This is a genomic window from Sphingomonas sp. EU05-FHT14C10, from assembly GCF_058790595.1.
On the sequence record NZ_JBYTEN010000002.1, the window covers coordinates 188,806 to 205,303 of the forward strand.

At 66.1% G+C, this 16,498-nt stretch carries 12 protein-coding genes; 6 read left to right on the forward strand and 6 right to left on the reverse strand.

Features of this window, described 5'->3' with window-relative positions; all coding sequences use genetic code 11:
- Nucleotides 1–57: 57 nt before the first annotated feature.
- From AC3WT0_RS03595 to AC3WT0_RS03615, 5 genes are all read left to right on the forward strand, one after another.
- Nucleotides 58–2,532 carry a TonB-dependent receptor gene (locus AC3WT0_RS03595; RefSeq protein WP_492751524.1) on the forward strand — a complete coding sequence of 825 codons (2,475 nt, stop codon included), beginning with the start codon at nt 58–60 and terminating at the stop codon, nt 2,530–2,532.
- 13 nt (nt 2,533–2,545) lie between these two features.
- Nucleotides 2,546–3,865: a metal-dependent hydrolase family protein gene (locus tag AC3WT0_RS03600; RefSeq protein WP_492751526.1), complete on the forward strand. Its 1,320-nt coding sequence runs from the start codon at nt 2,546–2,548 to the stop codon at nt 3,863–3,865.
- 82 nt (nt 3,866–3,947) lie between these two features.
- Entirely contained in the window at nt 3,948–5,267 is a 1,320-nt protein-coding gene (locus AC3WT0_RS03605) for a metal-dependent hydrolase family protein (protein WP_492751528.1), read from the forward strand.
- A gap of 85 nt (nt 5,268–5,352) precedes the next feature.
- Nucleotides 5,353–6,972: a M20/M25/M40 family metallo-hydrolase gene (locus AC3WT0_RS03610; protein ID WP_492751529.1), complete on the forward strand. Its 1,620-nt coding sequence runs from the start codon at nt 5,353–5,355 to the stop codon at nt 6,970–6,972.
- 32 nt (nt 6,973–7,004) lie between these two features.
- Nucleotides 7,005–8,327, forward strand: a complete 1,323-nt coding sequence (locus AC3WT0_RS03615) for a metal-dependent hydrolase family protein (protein ID WP_492751530.1) — start codon at nt 7,005–7,007, stop codon at nt 8,325–8,327.
- On the opposite strand, the gene AC3WT0_RS03620 is transcribed toward AC3WT0_RS03615, so the two are convergent.
- A complete protein-coding gene (locus tag AC3WT0_RS03620; RefSeq protein WP_492751531.1) occupies nt 8,315–9,556 on the reverse strand; it encodes a glycosyltransferase family 87 protein in 1,242 nt (413 codons plus the stop codon). The genes AC3WT0_RS03615 and AC3WT0_RS03620 overlap by 13 nt on opposite strands.
- A 34-nt stretch (nt 9,557–9,590) precedes the next feature.
- Nucleotides 9,591–10,106 (reverse strand): DUF6622 family protein, encoded by a 516-nt coding sequence (locus AC3WT0_RS03625; RefSeq protein WP_492751533.1) that lies wholly within the window; start codon nt 10,104–10,106, stop codon nt 9,591–9,593.
- Between the two features lie 81 nt (nt 10,107–10,187).
- On the opposite strand from AC3WT0_RS03625, the gene AC3WT0_RS03630 reads away from it, so the two are divergent.
- On the forward strand, nt 10,188–11,099 hold the full coding sequence (locus AC3WT0_RS03630; protein WP_492751534.1) for an alpha/beta fold hydrolase: 912 nt from the start codon (nt 10,188–10,190) through the stop codon (nt 11,097–11,099).
- Between the two features lie 28 nt (nt 11,100–11,127).
- Here the strand turns inward: AC3WT0_RS03630 and AC3WT0_RS03635 are convergent, their stop codons facing one another.
- The 4 genes from AC3WT0_RS03635 to pepN form a co-directional block, all read right to left on the reverse strand.
- Nucleotides 11,128–12,561, reverse strand: coding sequence for a family 8 glycosyl hydrolase (locus AC3WT0_RS03635; protein WP_492751536.1), 1,434 nt, complete (start codon nt 12,559–12,561; stop codon nt 11,128–11,130).
- Nucleotides 12,562–12,655: 94 nt separating this feature from the next.
- Nucleotides 12,656–13,168, reverse strand: coding sequence for an Lrp/AsnC family transcriptional regulator (locus tag AC3WT0_RS03640; protein WP_492751537.1), 513 nt, complete (start codon nt 13,166–13,168; stop codon nt 12,656–12,658).
- Between the two features lie 2 nt (nt 13,169–13,170).
- Complete coding sequence (locus AC3WT0_RS03645; RefSeq protein WP_492751538.1) at nt 13,171–13,650, reverse strand: hypothetical protein; 480 nt, start codon at nt 13,648–13,650, stop codon at nt 13,171–13,173.
- A gap of 235 nt (nt 13,651–13,885) precedes the next feature.
- Nucleotides 13,886–16,477: an aminopeptidase N gene (gene pepN, locus AC3WT0_RS03650; RefSeq protein WP_492751540.1), complete on the reverse strand. Its 2,592-nt coding sequence runs from the start codon at nt 16,475–16,477 to the stop codon at nt 13,886–13,888.
- Nucleotides 16,478–16,498 lie beyond the last annotated feature (21 nt).

Below are 16,498 nucleotides of genomic sequence, written 5' to 3' on the forward strand. Positions count from 1 at the left end.
TGCAGATGGGAACGTCGGTCTCACGGTATATTTGGGGGAAATTTCATGACTCGTTCTATGAACACCCTTGGCGCCGGTTCGCGCGTCAGGATTGCCCTGCTCTGTTCAACGGTTGCATTGTGCGCCGCTCCGGCGCTGGCTCAGGAAGCCGCAGCGCCCGCCGACAGCGCCGCAACATCGTCGTCCGGCGACAATAACGACATCGTCGTCACCGCGCTCAAGCGCGCAACGAGCATCCAGGAAACCCCGCTCTCCATCTCGGCCGTGAGCGAGGCCTCGCTCGTCAACCAGGGCATCACTGACTCGCAGCAGCTGACCCGCACCGCGCCGAACCTCGTCATCAACGAGAATGCCAACGGCGGCAGCCGCGTGATCATCCGCAACCTCTATGCATCGGGCGAGCCGCTTGTCGGCCTCTATTATGACGAGGTTCCCATCACCGGCACCAGCGGCGTCAGCAACGACGCCGGTGGCACGCAGCCGGGCATCCGTCTGTTCGACGTGGAGCGCGCCGAGGTGCTGCGCGGCCCGCAGGGCACGCTCTACGGCGCGAGCTCGATGGGCGGCACCATCCGCCTGATCTTCCAGAAGCCCAACCTCACCACAGTCGAAGGCGCGCTCAACGGCCAGCTGACCGGCGTTTCGGGCGGTAGCGGCGTCGGCACCAGCTTCGACGGCATGGTCAACCTGCCGGTGATCGAGGACAAGCTGGCCGTCCGCGCCGTCGGCTACTGGGACAAGACCGCCGGTTTCATGGACAACAGCGTCCTGGGCCTGAAGAATTTCAACAGCGCGCGCAGCTATGGCGGGCGCCTGCTCGTCCGCATCCGGCCGGTGGAAAATCTGACCATCGACGGCATGGCCGCCTATCAGGATCGCACCGGTTTCAACGGCACATGGAACCTCACCGAATATAATCTGACCGGCAAGAAGTTCGACCAGAACCTGCGCATCCAAACGCCGCAGTCGGACAAGATGCAGCTCTACAGCGGCACGCTGAACTGGGATTTCGGCTTCGCGACGCTGACCGCGATCGGTTCTTATTCGAAGCGCGATCTCGCCTTCAACTTCGATTATTCGCCCTATTTCACGCGCTACGCCACCGGCAATGTCCCTGCGACGTCGGTTCCGGGTTATGCCAACTTCCTTGCCGACTGCAACCAGGGCCTGGTCAGCGGCGCCACCTCGTGCGGCAGGGACGAATATCAGCGCTTCGTGACCAGCTGGGGCATATTGACGGCCTATCAGCCGCAATCGACCAAGACCACGACGCAGGAAGTCCGTCTTGCCGACGCGCAGCATGCGCTCAAGTGGACGATCGGCTTTTTCCACAGCGATCGCAAGAACTTCACCCAGAGCCTGCTCAACACCGTCGATCCGGTCACGGGCATGCAATATTATCCGAACGGCTATTCGGCCAACCCCTATGGCTTCGGATCGCGTACCCATCTGGATCGCACGATCAACGACCGCCTGGAGCAGATCGCCGGCTTCGCCGACGCGACCTACGACTTCAACGAAAAGCTGAGCGTCGCGGCGGGTGTCCGCTACTTCGACTACAAGAAGACCACCGGCGCCCAGGTCATCATTCCCAACTATGTCGCGGGCAACGTCCGCCTGCCCTATTCGGAACTGAAGGGTAAGGAGCATGGCACGCTCCTGAAGTTCAGCGCGAACTACAAGTTCAACCGCGATCTCATGATCTATGCGCTGGCGACGCAGGGCTATCGCCCCGGCGGCGTCAACCAGACGCTGGGCCTGCCCAGCTATGCCTCGACCTATGAATCGGACAAGCTGTGGAACTATGAAGCGGGCGTCAAAAGCTCGTGGTTCGACCGCAAGCTGATCGTCAACCTCGACGTGTTCCAGATGGACTGGAGCAATCTGCAGATCTCTGCTTCCTATCAGGGCGCCTTCGGCTTCATCACCAACACGCCCAGCAAGGTCCGCATTCGCGGCGTCGAATGGGATACGTCGCTGTTCGCGGTCGACGGGCTGACGCTGCGCTATTCGGGCAGCTACACCTCGGCCAAGCTGCAGGACAATGTCTCGCTTCCGTCGGGCATCAACCTCTGCACGGGCAGCCCGCCCTATGTCGGCTGCGCGGTGCTGACCGGCATCGGCAAGAAGGGCAATACCGTGCCCTATTCGTCGAAGTGGACGATGCAGGGCTCGGCCGAATATGTGATGCCGGTCGGCAACGACTTCGAGATCCTCTACCACGCCGACATCAGCTACCGCAGCGCATCGTGGACGGTTTACGACCACACGGCGGCCAACGTGACGCCTGCGGGCATGCGCCTGCCCGGCTTCGCGTCCACCGGCCTGCGCGTCGGCCTGCAGAAGGGCGACTGGGGGATCTATGCCTTCGTGAACAATCTGTTCGACGTGACGGGCATCACCCAGAAGTCGACCAGCGCCACGAGCTCCACGCTGCTGCCGTACAACTATAACGGAGTGAACTATCCGTCGGTCTATGTGACGTCGATCGCGCCGCGCACCTTCGGCATCAGCGCCCGGACCAAGTTCTAAGATGGAGGCAATCATGAGGAAGGCGCCTTTCGCGCAGCGTTGCGCTGCCGCCGCGCTGATGATCTCAACCGTTCTTGGCGCAGGCACCGCCTGCGCCAAGGATGTGGTGATCCACGCCGGCAAGCTGATCGACGGCGTCTCCGCGACGCCCAAGACAAACGTTTCGATCATCATCAAGGACGATCGCATCACGGCCGTGCAGAACGGCTTCGTCACCCCGGCCGGGGCCGAGGTCGTCGATCTTTCGACCGCCACGGTGCTGCCCGGCTTCATCGAGAGCCACGACCATATCTCGTCGTCGGGCGATCGCCGGCCGATGAACCGCTTCACCCAGACCGAGGGCGATGCCGTGGTCGCCGGCATGCTCAATGCCCGGCGCGAGATCGAGCTGGGCTTCACCACGGTGCGCGACGTGGGGTCCGGCCCGCTGACCGCGCCGGCACTGATCCGCGCGATCAATTCGGGCAAGATCGTCGGCCCGCGCCTGTGGACCGCGCTCGAGGCGCTCGGGCCGACCGGCGGCCATTCGGACCGCGCCAACGGCATGCGCCCCGACATCAGCTTCGCCGGCCGCGACGCCGCGATCGTCGACGGCCCCGACGATGCCCGCGTCAAGGTGCGCGAGCATCGCCGCCGCGGCGCGACCGTCATCAAGATCATGCCGAGCGGCGGCGTGGGATCGATCGGCGACGACCCCAACCATATGACCATGGCCGACGACGAGATGAAGGCGGTGATCGACACCGCGCACGAGCTGGGCCTGAAAGTCGCCGCCCATGCCCACGGCAAGAAGGCGATCGACCATGTCATCCTGGCGGGCGTCGATTCGGTCGAGCACGGCACCTACGCCGATGCCGAGAGCTACAAGCTGATGAAGGAGCATGGCACCTTCCTGGTGCCCACGCTGCTCGTCGCCGACGCCATCTACCAGACCGCGATCAAGACGCCCGATCTGCTGCCGCCGACGGTGGCCGAGAAGGCGATCGCCGTCACCCCGACGATGATCGGCAATGCCGGCCGTGCCTACAAGGCCGGCGTCAAGATCGCCTTCGGCACCGATCAGGGCGCAACGTCCAACCGCAACAAGGCGGAGGAATTCGCCCTGCTGGTCAAGGCCGGGCTGCCCCCGATGGAAGCCATCTTCACCGCGACGCGTAACGCCGCCGAGCTGATCGGCACGCCGCAGGATATCGGATCGGTCCAGGCCGGCCGTTATGCCGACATCGTCGCGGTCGAGGGCGATCCGCTGGCCGACATCACCGTGCTTCAGCGCGTCCAGTTCGTGATGAAGGGCGGCGAAGTGCTCAAACAGGGCGGGAAGATGCTTCGCTGAGGCATTGGCGCGCTCGGCGGCTTGCCGGCCCCCCTTTCCCCGGCAAGCCGCTCCCTGTTCCTATCATGTGGGATGACCCCCTATGTTCGCATCCAAAACCCGCAAGCTGAGCGTCGCAGCGCTGCTCCTCGCCGCCGCTGCCGCTACGCCCGCCGCCGCCAAGGACATCGTGATCCACGCCGGCAAGCTGATCGACGCCGTTTCGGCGACGCCCCGGACCAATGTTTCGATCATCATCAAGGACGATCGCATCGTCGGCGTCCAGAACGGTTTCGTCACCCCCGCCGGTGCCGAGGTCGTCGATCTTTCCAAATCGACCGTGCTGCCCGGCTTCATCGACACGCACGACCATATCTCGATGGGTTCGGACTGGACCGTTGCGGCGCGCTTCGCGTCGACCGACGGCGACGGCACGATCGCGGCCGCGCTCAACACGCGCCGCGACCTCGAAATGGGCTTCACCGCGATCCGCGACGTCGGCTCGGGCCCGATCGAGGCCAACGCCATCCGCAACGCGATCAATTCGGGCAAATGGGCTGGCCCGCGCGTGTGGACCGCGCTTGAGGCGCTCGCCCCCACCGGCGGCCATTCCGACCCCGCCAACGGCATGCGCCCAGACATCAGCTTCGCCGACCGCGACGCCGCGATCGTCGACGGGCCGATCGACGCGCGCATCAAGGTGCGCGAGCATCGCCGGCGCGGCGCCGACCTGATCAAGATCATGCCGAGCGGCGGTGTCGCCTCGATCGGCGACGATCCCAACCACATGACGATGACCGACGAAGAGATGAAGTCGGTGATCGATACAGCGCACGAGCTGGGCATGAAGGTCGCCGCGCACGCGCACGGCAAGAAGGCGATCGACCATGTCGTGATCGCCGGCGTCGATTCAGTCGAGCACGGCACCTATTCGGATGCCGAGACCTACAAGCTGATGAAGGCGCACGGCACCTTCATGGTCCCGACGCTGCTCGTCGCCGACTGGATCTACCAGACGGCGGTGAAGACGCCCGATCGCCTGCCGCCGACCGTCGCGGGCAAGGCGATCGCCGTCACCCCCACGATGATGGGCAATGCCGGCAACGCCTATAAGGCGGGCGTGAAGATCGCGCTCGGCACCGACATCGCAGGCTCCTTTCCGCGCATGAAATCGGAGGAGTTCGCGCTGATGGTGAAGGCGGGGCTGACGCCGATGGACTCGATCCTCGCCGGTACGCGCAACGCCGCCGAGTTGCTCGGCGCGTCGGCCGATATCGGCTCGATCCAGGCCGGCCGCTATGCCGATATCGTCGCGGTCGACGGCGATCCGATTGCCGACATCACCGAGCTGCAACGCGTGAAATTCGTGATGAAGGGCGGCACCGTCTACAAGCAGGACGGCGTGATGGCGCTGCCCGACTGACGACAGACATGCGGGGCCGGGGCATGGGGGCGCCCCGGCTGACCCGCCAGGCTGCACGGCGCCCCCGCCGAACGGGGAGACGATCATGCGCGCAGCTTTGAAGGCGACCCTCAGGAGCACTGGCAGGGGTACGGGGGTGATCGCACTGGCGCTGGCGGCGGCCGCGACGCCGCTCACCGCCCAGTCGATGGGTGGGCAGGCGGGCGGTGGTCGGCCCGAGATCAAGTTCACCACCAGCGACGCCTTCTCGATGGCGCAGATCCCCGCCTACAAGGGCGATAATCGCGACGTCTACGCCTATATCGAGGCGCACAAGGCCGATCATATCGCCAATCTGCAGCGCTGGGTGCGCCAGCCTTCGATCAGCGCGCAGAATGTCGGCGTCAGGGACATGGCGGCGCTGGTCGCGGCCGACCTGAAGCGCATCGGCTTCAAGGAGGCCGAAGTCGTCCCGACCTCCGGCCATCCCGGCGTCTGGGGCTATTATGACGCGGGCGCCAAGAAGACGCTGGTCGTCTACATGATGCTCGACGTCCAGCCGGTCGAGCCCAAGGACTGGAAGGTGCCGCCCTTCGACGGCGCGCTGGTCGACGATCATCCGCTCGGCCGCGTGCTGATGGCGCGCGGATCGACCAACACCAAGGGCACCGAACGCGCCTTCCTCAACACGATCGAATCCATCCTCGCCGTGCGCGGCAAGCTGCCCGTCAATCTGATGATCCTCGCCGAAAGCGAGGAGGAACTGGGATCGCCGCACTATCCCGAGATGATCGCCAAATATGCCGATCGGCTGAAGACCGCATCGGGCGTCATCTATCCCGCATCGGGCCAGTCGCCCGCAGACGGCGCGGTATCGCTGACGCTGGGCAACAAGGGCATCCTCTATGTCGAGCTGGAGGCGAAGGGCAATCCCGTCACCGGCGGCCCGATGAAGGCCGAGATCCACAGCTCGTGGAAGGCGACGACCGACGCGCCGGCCTGGCGGCTGGCGCAGGCGCTGGCGACGCTGACCACGCCCGACGGCAACACCATCCGCATCCCCGGCTATTATGACGCGATCCGCCAGCCGACGATCGAGGAGCAGAAGCTGTTCAACGGCACGCTGGCCGGCTGGGAGAAGCGCGAAGTCACGGTCCGCAAGGGCTTCGCGATCGATCACTGGTACGATCATATGGACGCGCGCCAGTCGCTCTTGCGCTACCTGTTCGATACCACGCTCAACATCGACGGGATCGCGACCGGCTATGACGGGCCGGGGATGAAGACCATCCTCCCCCACCGCGCCTACGCCAAGCTCGACAGCCGCCTGGTCCCCGACCAGACGCCCGATCAGGCGCTGGCGCTGATGCGCAAATATCTCGACGACCAGGGCTTCAAGGACATCGAGATCCGCAAGCTCTCCGGCTATCCGCCCTCGCAGACATCGGTCAGCGCGCCGCTGATCCAGGCGGTGCTGGGCACCTACAACAAATATGGGCTGACGGTGGACGTCTCGCCGCGTTCGGGCGGCAGCACGCCGGCCTATGTGTTCACGCAGACGCTGGGCCTGCCATACGTGACGATCAGCATCGGCCACGGCGCGGATGCCCATGCGCCCAACGAATATCTGCTGATCGATCCCAAGCCGGGTTCGAAGATCTTCGGCCTGACCGGGATGGAGGGCTTCTACGCCGACGTCCTCTACGCCCTCGCCGCGACCAAATGACCAGACACAGACCAACAAGGGGGAAGCACAGTATGAAGTTCCGTACCCGCAAGATCGCGCTGCTCGCCGCCACCGCCTTCGCGGCGGCGCTCGCCGGCGCGCCGGCCGCCGCCAAGGACGTGGTGATCCACGCCGGCAAGCTGATCGACGGCGTCACCAAGACGACGCGCAGCCAGGTGTCGATCATCATCAAGGACGATCGCATCACCGGCGTGCAGAACGGCTTCGTCACCCCGGCCGGGGCCGAAGTGATCGACCTGTCGGCGGAGACGGTGCTCCCCGGCATGACCGACGTGCACGATCACGTCACCGGCGGCGGATCGCGGCGCGACCGTTTGCGCGGCACGCCCGAGCAGCAGGCTTTCCAGTCGACCTGGAACGTCAATGCCATCCTGCTTGCCGGCTTCACCAGCGTGCGCGACGTGGGCGGCAATATCGAGGTGCTGAGCGCGCTCAAGGGCGCGATCAATTCCAACCTCATCCACGGCCCGCGCCTGTGGATCTCCGGCCCTGCCATCAGCCCGACCGGTGGCCATTCCGATCCCAGCAACGGCATCGATCCGCGCTGGGAGCGCACCGACGACTGGAAGATGACCGTCATCGACGGCCCGGTCGAGGCGATCCACGCGGTGCGCGAGCTGCGCAAGCGCGGCGCCGACGTGATCAAGATCCACTCGTCGGGCGGCGTCGCCAGCGTCGGTGACGATCCCACGCTCCAGCTTCTGCGCGACGACGAGCTGAAGGCGATCATCGATACCGCCCATTCGCTCGGCATGAAGGTCGCCAGCCATGCGCACGGCAAGGCCGGCATCGACGCCGCGATCCGCGCCGGGGTCGATTCGATCGAGCACGGCACCTATTCGGACGCCGAGACCTACAAGATGATGAAGGAGCGCGGCACCTACATGGTCCCGACGCTGTTCGCGGCGAACGAGATCTACGAAGTCGCGATCAAGACGCCCGAGTTGCTGCCGCCGACCGTCGCGGGCAAGGCGATCGCCGTCACCCCGACGATGACCGGCAATGCGATCAACGCCTACAAGGCGGGCGTGAAGATCGCGCTCGGCACTGATCAGCTTGGCTGGAAGCCGCACGGCCAGAACGCCAAGGAACTCGAATATATGGTCAAGGCCGGCATCCCGCCGATGGAGGCCATCTATGCCGGCACCCACAATGCCGCCGAGCTGCTCAACCAGTCCGACAACATCGGATCGATCCAGCCCGGCCGCTACGCCGATATCATCGCGGTGAAGGGCGATCCGATCGCCGACATCACCGAGATGCAGCGCGTCCAGTTCGTGATGAAGGGCGGCACCGTCTACAAGGCGGACGGCAAGCCGCTCTACGTCAACTGAGAGCCCACCACCCTGAGGCCCGGGCCGTCCTCGTGGCGGTCCGGGCCGCTTTTTGTCTGGGCCGGAAGGGTGGACGTCCTCGCCGCCCAGAACAGCAGCGGCCATAGCGCCAGCGCGCCGAGCGCGATCCCGGTCAGCGACGCCAGCGAAGCGGCGAACAGCGGCATGACGAGGGCAAGCGCGATCCGGCCCCTCCCCTCCGCGGCCGCCAAAGCCCACAGCCACGCGGCGGCAAGCGTCAGCATCACGCAGTCATAGTCGCTGACATAGGGCGAGGCGACGAGCATCGCGACGACGAGCAACGCCATCGCCCGCGACGACGGACCTTCGCGACGCCAGCAGCGGATGACGACGAACAACGCGCCAAGGCTCGCGGCAAGCTGCACCGCATAAGCGAAAGCGAGCGGCGCCCCCAGATGCCGCGCGAGGATGAAGAGCGAGACCATCCGATGCCAGGTGCCGCTGCCATCCTCGAGGATAACGGCCTTGAGCATCGCCGCCTGGCGCGCATAGGCGAGCCATGACTCGACGCCGAACAGCGGCAGCGTCGCGATCAGCATGAGGCAGGCGGACGCCGCGAACGCAGCCAGCGCGCGATAGCGCCCGGCGGCGATCAGCGCGAAGGGGATCAGCCAGCCGAGCTGCGGCTTGACGACGAACAGCGCGAGTATCGCGCCGGCGAGCAACGGCCGGCGATCGAGCAGGATCAGACCCCAGCCGATGATCGCCGCCATCCAGCAGCCATTCTGCCCCCCGATTGCATTGACGAACACCGCCGGCACCGCGAGCGCGACGAGCGGCCAGCCGGCCGGGACGATCCGCCGTAGCGCGAGTGCGAAGGCGGCCCATCCGCCGATCTGCCAGACGGCCCACGCCGCCACATAGGGGAAGAAGCCCAGCGGCGCGCTGACCAGCCACATCACCGGCGGGTAGCTGGCATGATAAAGGTCGATGGGCGCGCCGACGACGCGCGTCTCGAAGGCATGGAAGCGCGCGAGATCGTAGATCGCACCCGCCTGCCCCGAAATGGCGAGCCGCGCCGCCGCCCAGAAATTGAGGAAATCCTCGCCGAAAGGCTTGCCCGCCCCGTCGGTCAGCCCAAGGCGCGTCTGGCGCGCGAGATAGGCGGCAAGCAGCAGTCCCGCGACGCCGCACCAGACCAATGCGATGCGCCGCAGCCGCGCGGGATCGATCGACCCGGCTATCGCGAAGGCGCGGGACAGCAGCATGGGGCGGGTCTAGCCCGCAACGCTGAAGAAGCGCTTAAGCCTTGCCGCGCGCGGATGCCGCCAGATAGCGCTGGATATAGGTCGCGAACTTGCCGACGAAGATGCCCGCAAGGAAGCCCGACAGGCCCAGATCGAGCAGACGGAAACCTGGATCGGCCAGCGTCTGCGGCAAAATGGCGGCGATCACACCGAAACAATATTTGATCCCGAAGGCGATCAGCACCAGCGGCAGCACCGAATAGTCGGCAGGACGCAGGATCACGCCGCGCGCAGGATCGGCCCCGATCGGCCGCCTGCGCAGGATCAGCCAGCCGAGCGCCGCCCCCACGAGCAATGCGATCAGCCAGGGGCCGAGGCTCCCGACGCCGACGCCGTAGAGCCGCACCAGATCGTAGAGCCCCCAGCCCGCGAGCAGTACCGGCACGATCGCGAGCTTGGCCGGCGTCACTTCGGCGGGCTTGAACGCCTTGATCCCGCGCGAGACCAGGAAGGCGAAAAGCACCCACACCCAGACGGGCGTGTGGCTGACGATCTGGACGATCCATTCCATGCTGCAGTCCCCCTGTCCAAATCCGCGTGGACACCGCCCGCCGCGTGGGGCAAGCGCTTGCGCCATGCACGGAGCACGGACATGACGCAATCGGTTCAGATCGGAAAAATCGAACTGTTCTTCGACACTTTCGGCGAAGCGGACGCGCCGCCCGTGCTGCTGCTGATGGGCAACAGCGCGCCGGGGCTGGTTTGGCCCGATGCCTTTTGCGCGATGCTGGCCGACAAGGGCTATCATATCGTCCGCTTCGACCAGCGCGACACCGGGCTTTCGACCTATGTCGACTATGACGCCGATCCTTACACGCTCGATGCGCTGGTCGAGGATGCGTTGGGGCTGCTCGATGCCCTCGGCATCGCGCGCGCGCATCTCGTCGGCCTGTCGCAGGGCGGCGTGCTTGCCTGCCGCATGGCGCTGGCCGCGCCCGAACGCGCTGCCAGCCTCGTCTCGATGATGTCGTCGGCGCGGCTGCGCCCCAAGACGGCGGCCTTCACCGGCGCGGAGCAGACGCCCGGCGATCTCCCCGCCCCCGCGCCCGATTATGTCGCCGCAGTGATCGCGCTCAACAGCACGCCCGCCGAGGGCGTGGAGGCGCAGGCGGCACGCTTCGTCGACAATTTCCGGCTCGCCAAGGGCCCCGCGTCGCCGTTCGACGAGGCGGAATGGGCAGTACTCGGCCGCGCCTTCGCCGAGCGGCCGCTGGCGCGGCGCGACGCGCTGACGGCGGCGATCGCCAACAACAGCAATCACAGCCGCGCGCAGGCCGCGACGCCCGATCTGGAAGCCGCCGATCTCGCGCGTATCACGGTGCCGACTTTGGTGCTGCACGGCGGCGGCGACCCGATCTTCCCGCCCGATCATGCGCGCTGGACGGCGGCGGCGATCCCCGACGCGCGGCTCCGGATCATCGAGACGATGGGCCACGCGCTCGATTCAGCCTTCTTCGCACCGATTGTCGACGATCTGGCGCGATTCTGGTTCGACGCAGCCTGAACGCGGCGGCTTCCGCCTCCCCGATGCGCTATGCGCCGCCGCCGGCCTCGATGATGCGGAATTCGCCGCTCAGATGCATCAGGCTCATCAGATAGAGCATCCCGTCGAAATAGCGTTGTTCGCCCGACGGCACCGGCATGTCCCATAATTGCTTGAGGAAAGCGGTCGAAACGTCGCCCGGCGTCGCGGCAAGGCTGCCGACCGCCGCCGCCGCGACCATGCCGGGCGAATGGCGCTTCGAGAGCGGCTGGCCGTCGAGCGTGTAGCGATCGGGGAAGCTGTGGATGCCCTGCGAGAAGAGGAAGCCCTGAACCCGGTCGCTCAGCGTCCGCTGGCGCGGATCCTTGCCCCACCAGCTGTGATCGACCGACCAGTTGCTGACCGTGCGCCAGCTGTCATAGCCGAATTGCGAGGGCTTGCCGTCCCAGCCGGTCGCGGGCGCCAGATCGAAATTGCTGCGATCGGGCGCTAGCCCGGTCTTCGGCCCCGTCACGCCGACGAACAGGTCGCGGCTGACCGCCGCCGCCTTCGCCCAGAAGGCGCGATCCTCGACCGGCCCCCAGCGCGCCCAGAGCTCGTAGAAGGCGGGCAGGTGATAGGAAGCGTCGGTGCCCGGAATATTGGTTTCGGGCACGAAGCGGATCATATTGCTCGCCTCGTCGACCATCGGCCCTACCGTTACCGGGCGCGGCGCGCGATCGGGGCGGACCGGCGGCCAGGGTTTGCCTTCGGCCGCGGCCTCGGCGGCGGCGGTGCGATTGTTCGGACTCGGCCAGGGCTGATCAGGATCGACGACGGGCGGATCATTCGGATGCACGCGGAAAGGCGGCGTCGCGGTCGTCAGCGGATGATGGCGCATCCCGCTCAATATCCGGTCGGCCTCCGCCTTATAATTATAGATGCCTGCGCCATTGCCCCAGCGATGCGCGGCGAAATAAAGCGCCATCGCATAATATTCCTCGCCGTCGGGCGCGGCGCTGGTCGAGCGCGGGGTGCCGTCGGTATTCATCGACCAGGCATAATAGCCGACCGAGGGATTTTTCGGATCGGTGTTGAGCATATGCGTCTTCGACCAGTTCCACAGCGCATCGAACTCGCGCTTCCGGCCCAGTTGCACGGCGATCATCATGCCATAGCTCATGCCTTCCGAGCGGGCATCGTTGTTTGCCCAGTCGGTGACGTAGGCGAGCGGACCGTTCTCGTTGGCGCCGGTTTCGAAATAGATGCGCTCTTCCTGCCCGTCACCGTGGAACAGCTTCTGGAAAGCCCGTTCGATCCTGGCGTGCGTCTCGTCCGGCGTGCGGCCCAGGCGCTCGACGAACATGTTGCGATAGGCGCGCGTCTTATAGGCGCCTGCGCCATCGTCGAGCGGTGCGGCGGGCGACGATGCAGCCCCGGCGGGCATGGCGGCGAAGGACAACGGCGCCAGCGCAAGCGCGGCTGCCAACAGGCGGTACGTCACGAATCTCTCCCTGCCACTGATTTTGTCTGACTATAAAAACCAGCGGGAGAAGCGTTGCAACGCATTTGGGCAGGCGCGGGCGCGCCGATCCTGCCTAGATCGGCACGCCCGGCCGGCGCACGATCGCCTTCAGCGCGAAGCTGGAATTGATGTGCGCGACATTGGGGATGCGCGCCAGCTTGGTCACCAGCCCCTGATAATGATCGAGGTCCCGCACCACGACGCGGACGAGATAGTCGAAGCTGCCCGTCATCATGAAGCAGCTCGTCACTTCGTCGAGCAGCGCGATCTGCGTCTCGAACGTGCCGAGCGTCTCTTCCGACTGCTTTTCGAGCGTCACCGAGACGAAGGCGCTGAGCGATCCGACCAGCCGATGCTCGTCGAGCAGCGCGGTATAGCCCTCGATATAGCCCGACGCCTCGAGCCTGCGGACGCGGCGCAGCGTCGGGGTGAGCGAAAGACCGATGCGGTCGGACAGATCGCGCCAGCTGATCCGCCCGTCCCCCACCAGCGTGTGGAGGATCTTCATGTCATAGGCGTCGAGATCGCTGGGCTGCGCAGGCGCATCGCCACGCACGGGCGGCGCGCGGTCGGCTATGCCGCGCACGGTCAAAGCACCGACAGGAGCTGTCCGTCCGCAATGCGGTAGAACACGCCCCCCTGCTTGTCGTCGATCAGGTTGAGCGTGCCGCGCAGCACCAGCGGACGCCCCGTCACCTTGATCGGCTTGTCGGTCGTCACCTCGATGAAGTGGGTGGGGCCGAGCGTCATGTGGAACAGGCAGTCCGGGGGTGACTGGAAGAGGATGAAGCGCTTTTGCGTCGGGCTGTCCTCGTCGATCGGCATCATGTAGCCGGCGATCGTCACGGGCTTGTTCCGCAGTTCGGCGACCTCGGCGGAGAATTGCGGCTTCAGATGCTCGATGCCCGCCGCATCCTGCCACGCGACGGCGTTGGACGAAGCAAGCACATCCCATGACAGCCCGCCTTCGGGCGTCGGCGCGACCGGCGCATCGTCATGCGCATAGGCTGCTCCCGTCAGCGCGCAGGCGGCGAATGCCGCTACGACGCGCGAGCCGAATCCCAACATCAGCTGTCCCCTTGCTGGCCCCCGTGCGACCCGGATGGGCCGGACTTCAGAATGAAACGAAGGCTGGCAGAAACGCGCGCGCATGGGAAGATGATAGCCGACATTGGAACAAGTCCGGCATTAAAATTGGATCGTTTGCACTAATCGTTAGCGATATCGATGACGATATTGCTCAAACGCATCGCGCCCGGCGCGCCGAAGCGCGCCGGGTTAGTCTGACAATATCGGGAATCGGTCAGCCCAGGCTTTTCGACGCCTGTTCAAAGACATCCTTGGAAAGCCCCGGCGTCGCGACGATGCGTTCCAGCTCGCCCCTCATCAACGCAGCGCGGGCGGCGTCGAAGCGACGCCAGCGGCCGAGCGGCGGCACCATCTTCGCCGCCGTCTGCGGATTGAGCCGGTCGAGCGCGATGATCTGGTCGGCAAGGAAGCGATAGCCGCGACCGTCGGCGGCGTGGAAGGCACGCTGGTTGACGGTGAAGGCGCCGATCAGCGCGCGCGCGCGATTGGGGTTGGCAAGCGTGAAATCGGGATGCTTCGCCAGCGCGGCGACCAGCTCCGCCGCATCGGCGCGCGTCGCCAGCGCCTGCGTGGTGAACCATTTGTCGAGCACGAGGTCATTGTCGTGCCAGCGCCGGTAGAAATCGGCCAGCGCCTGCTCGCGCGCCTCGGTGCCGGTGTTGGCGAGCAGCTGGAGCGCCGCCAGCCGGTCGGTCATGTTGTCGGCATCGCGATACTGGTCGGCGGCGGCCGCGACCGGCTCCGCATCATGCTCGGCGAGCAGATAGCCGAGCGCGACATTCTTGAGGCGTCGGCGGCCCTTGGCTGCGGGATTGAGCTGATAGCCATTGTCGCGATTGGCCGCCCACAGGTCGCGCCAGCGCTCGCGCCCGATGCCGTGCAGGATGGCAAGGCGCAGCGCGTCGCGCGCTTCGCCGATCGCGTCGGGATCGACCTCGCCGAGCTGGTCGCCGATGAAGGATTCGCTCGGCAGCAGCAGCGCCTCGCCGACGAAGGCGGGATCGAGCGCGGGATCGTCGATCGTCGCGCGCACCGCCTCGATCACCGGCGCCGGATCGGCGTCGCCGCCCGTCACCGCCGCGATCAGCCGGTCGAGCATCAGCTGCTGCATCGCTTCGTAGCGCGCGAAGGGATCGTCGTCATGCGCCGACAGGAAGGCGAGATCGGCCGCCGAACGGTCGGTCTCGAGCACGATCGGGGCGGAAAAGCCGCGATTGATCGACAGGATCGGACGCTCGCCGACGCCGTCGAAGACGATCTCTGCGCTCGCATCCTCGAGCACGACCAGCCTCTCCTCGCCGATCTGCGCTCCGCTCGCCTCGCCGAACAGCGCGACACGCAGCGGCAGCGGCTGGGGCAGCTTCTCGTCCTGCCCCGGCGTGGGCGGCACCGTCTGCGACAGTGACAGCACCGCGCGGCCGGTCGCCGGCGCATGAGTCAGCGACGCCTTCACGCGCGGCGTGCCTGCCTGCGCATACCAGCGGCGGAAGCGCGTCAGGTCGATCGCGCCACCATCCTCCATCGCCTTGACGAAATCCTCGCAGGTCGCCGCCTCGCCGTCGTGCCGGTCGAAATAGAGATCGGTACCGGCGCGGAAACGTTCCTTGCCCAGCATCGTCGCCATCATGCGGATCAGCTCGGCGCCCTTGTTGTAGACGGTTGCCGTGTAGAAGTTGGAAATCTCCATATAGCTTTCGGGGCGCACCGGATGCGCGAGTGGCCCCGAATCCTCGGGGAACTGCGCGGCGCGGAGCAGGCGGACATCCTCGATCCGCTTGACCGCGCGCGATCCCTGATCGGCGCTGAATTCCTGATCGCGGAAGACGGTGAAGCCTTCCTTCAGCGAAAGCTGGAACCAGTCGCGGCAGGTGACGCGATTGCCCGACCAGTTGTGGAAATATTCATGCGCGACGACGCCGGCGATCGCATCGAAATCCATATCAGTCGCGGTTTCGGGATCGGCCAGAATATAGCGCGAATTGAAGATGTTCAGGCCCTTGTTTTCCATCGCGCCGAAATTGAAATCGGCCACCGCCACGATATTGAACACGTCCAGATCATATTCGCGGCCATAGACGCGCTCGTCCCACGCCATCGCCGCCTTCAGCGCCTGCATGGCGTGGCCGGTGCGCGGCAGATCGCCCGCCTTCACCCAGATGCCGAGATCGACCTTGCGCCCGCTCATCGTCGTGAAGCTGTCGGCATTGACCGCCAGATCGCCGGCGACGAGCGCGAAGAGATAGCAGGGCTTGGGGAAGGGATCGCGCCATTCGGCCCAATGGCGCCCGCCGTCCAGATCGCCGCCGCCAACATGATCGCCATTGGCCAGCAGCACGGGGAAGCGCGCCTTGTCCGCGCTCATCCGCACCTGATAGCGCGACAGCACGTCGGGCCGATCGGGGAAGAAAGTGATGCGGCGGAAACCCTCGGCCTCGCACTGGGTGCAGAGCAGCCCGCCCGAGGCATAGAGCCCCATCAGCTGGGTATTGGTTTCCGGCGAAATCTCGACCTCGGTCTCGACCCGATGCGCCGCGCCGGTGAGCGGGACGACGAGCTGGCTGCCTTCCATCCGCCAGGCGGCGGGCTGGCCGTCGACGCGGACCGCAACGGGCATCTGCCCGCCGCCGTCGAGGCGCAGCGGTCCCTCCCCCGCGTTGCGCTCGACCGACAGCGTGGCACGCACATGCGTGCAGGCGGGATCGAGATCGAAATCGAGCGCGATGTCCGGAACGAGCCACTCGGGCGGATGATAATCCTCGCGACGGACGACATGCGGGGCGGCGGAACCGGTCTGGGCGTCAAGCATCCATCCGGCTTACGACGCCCG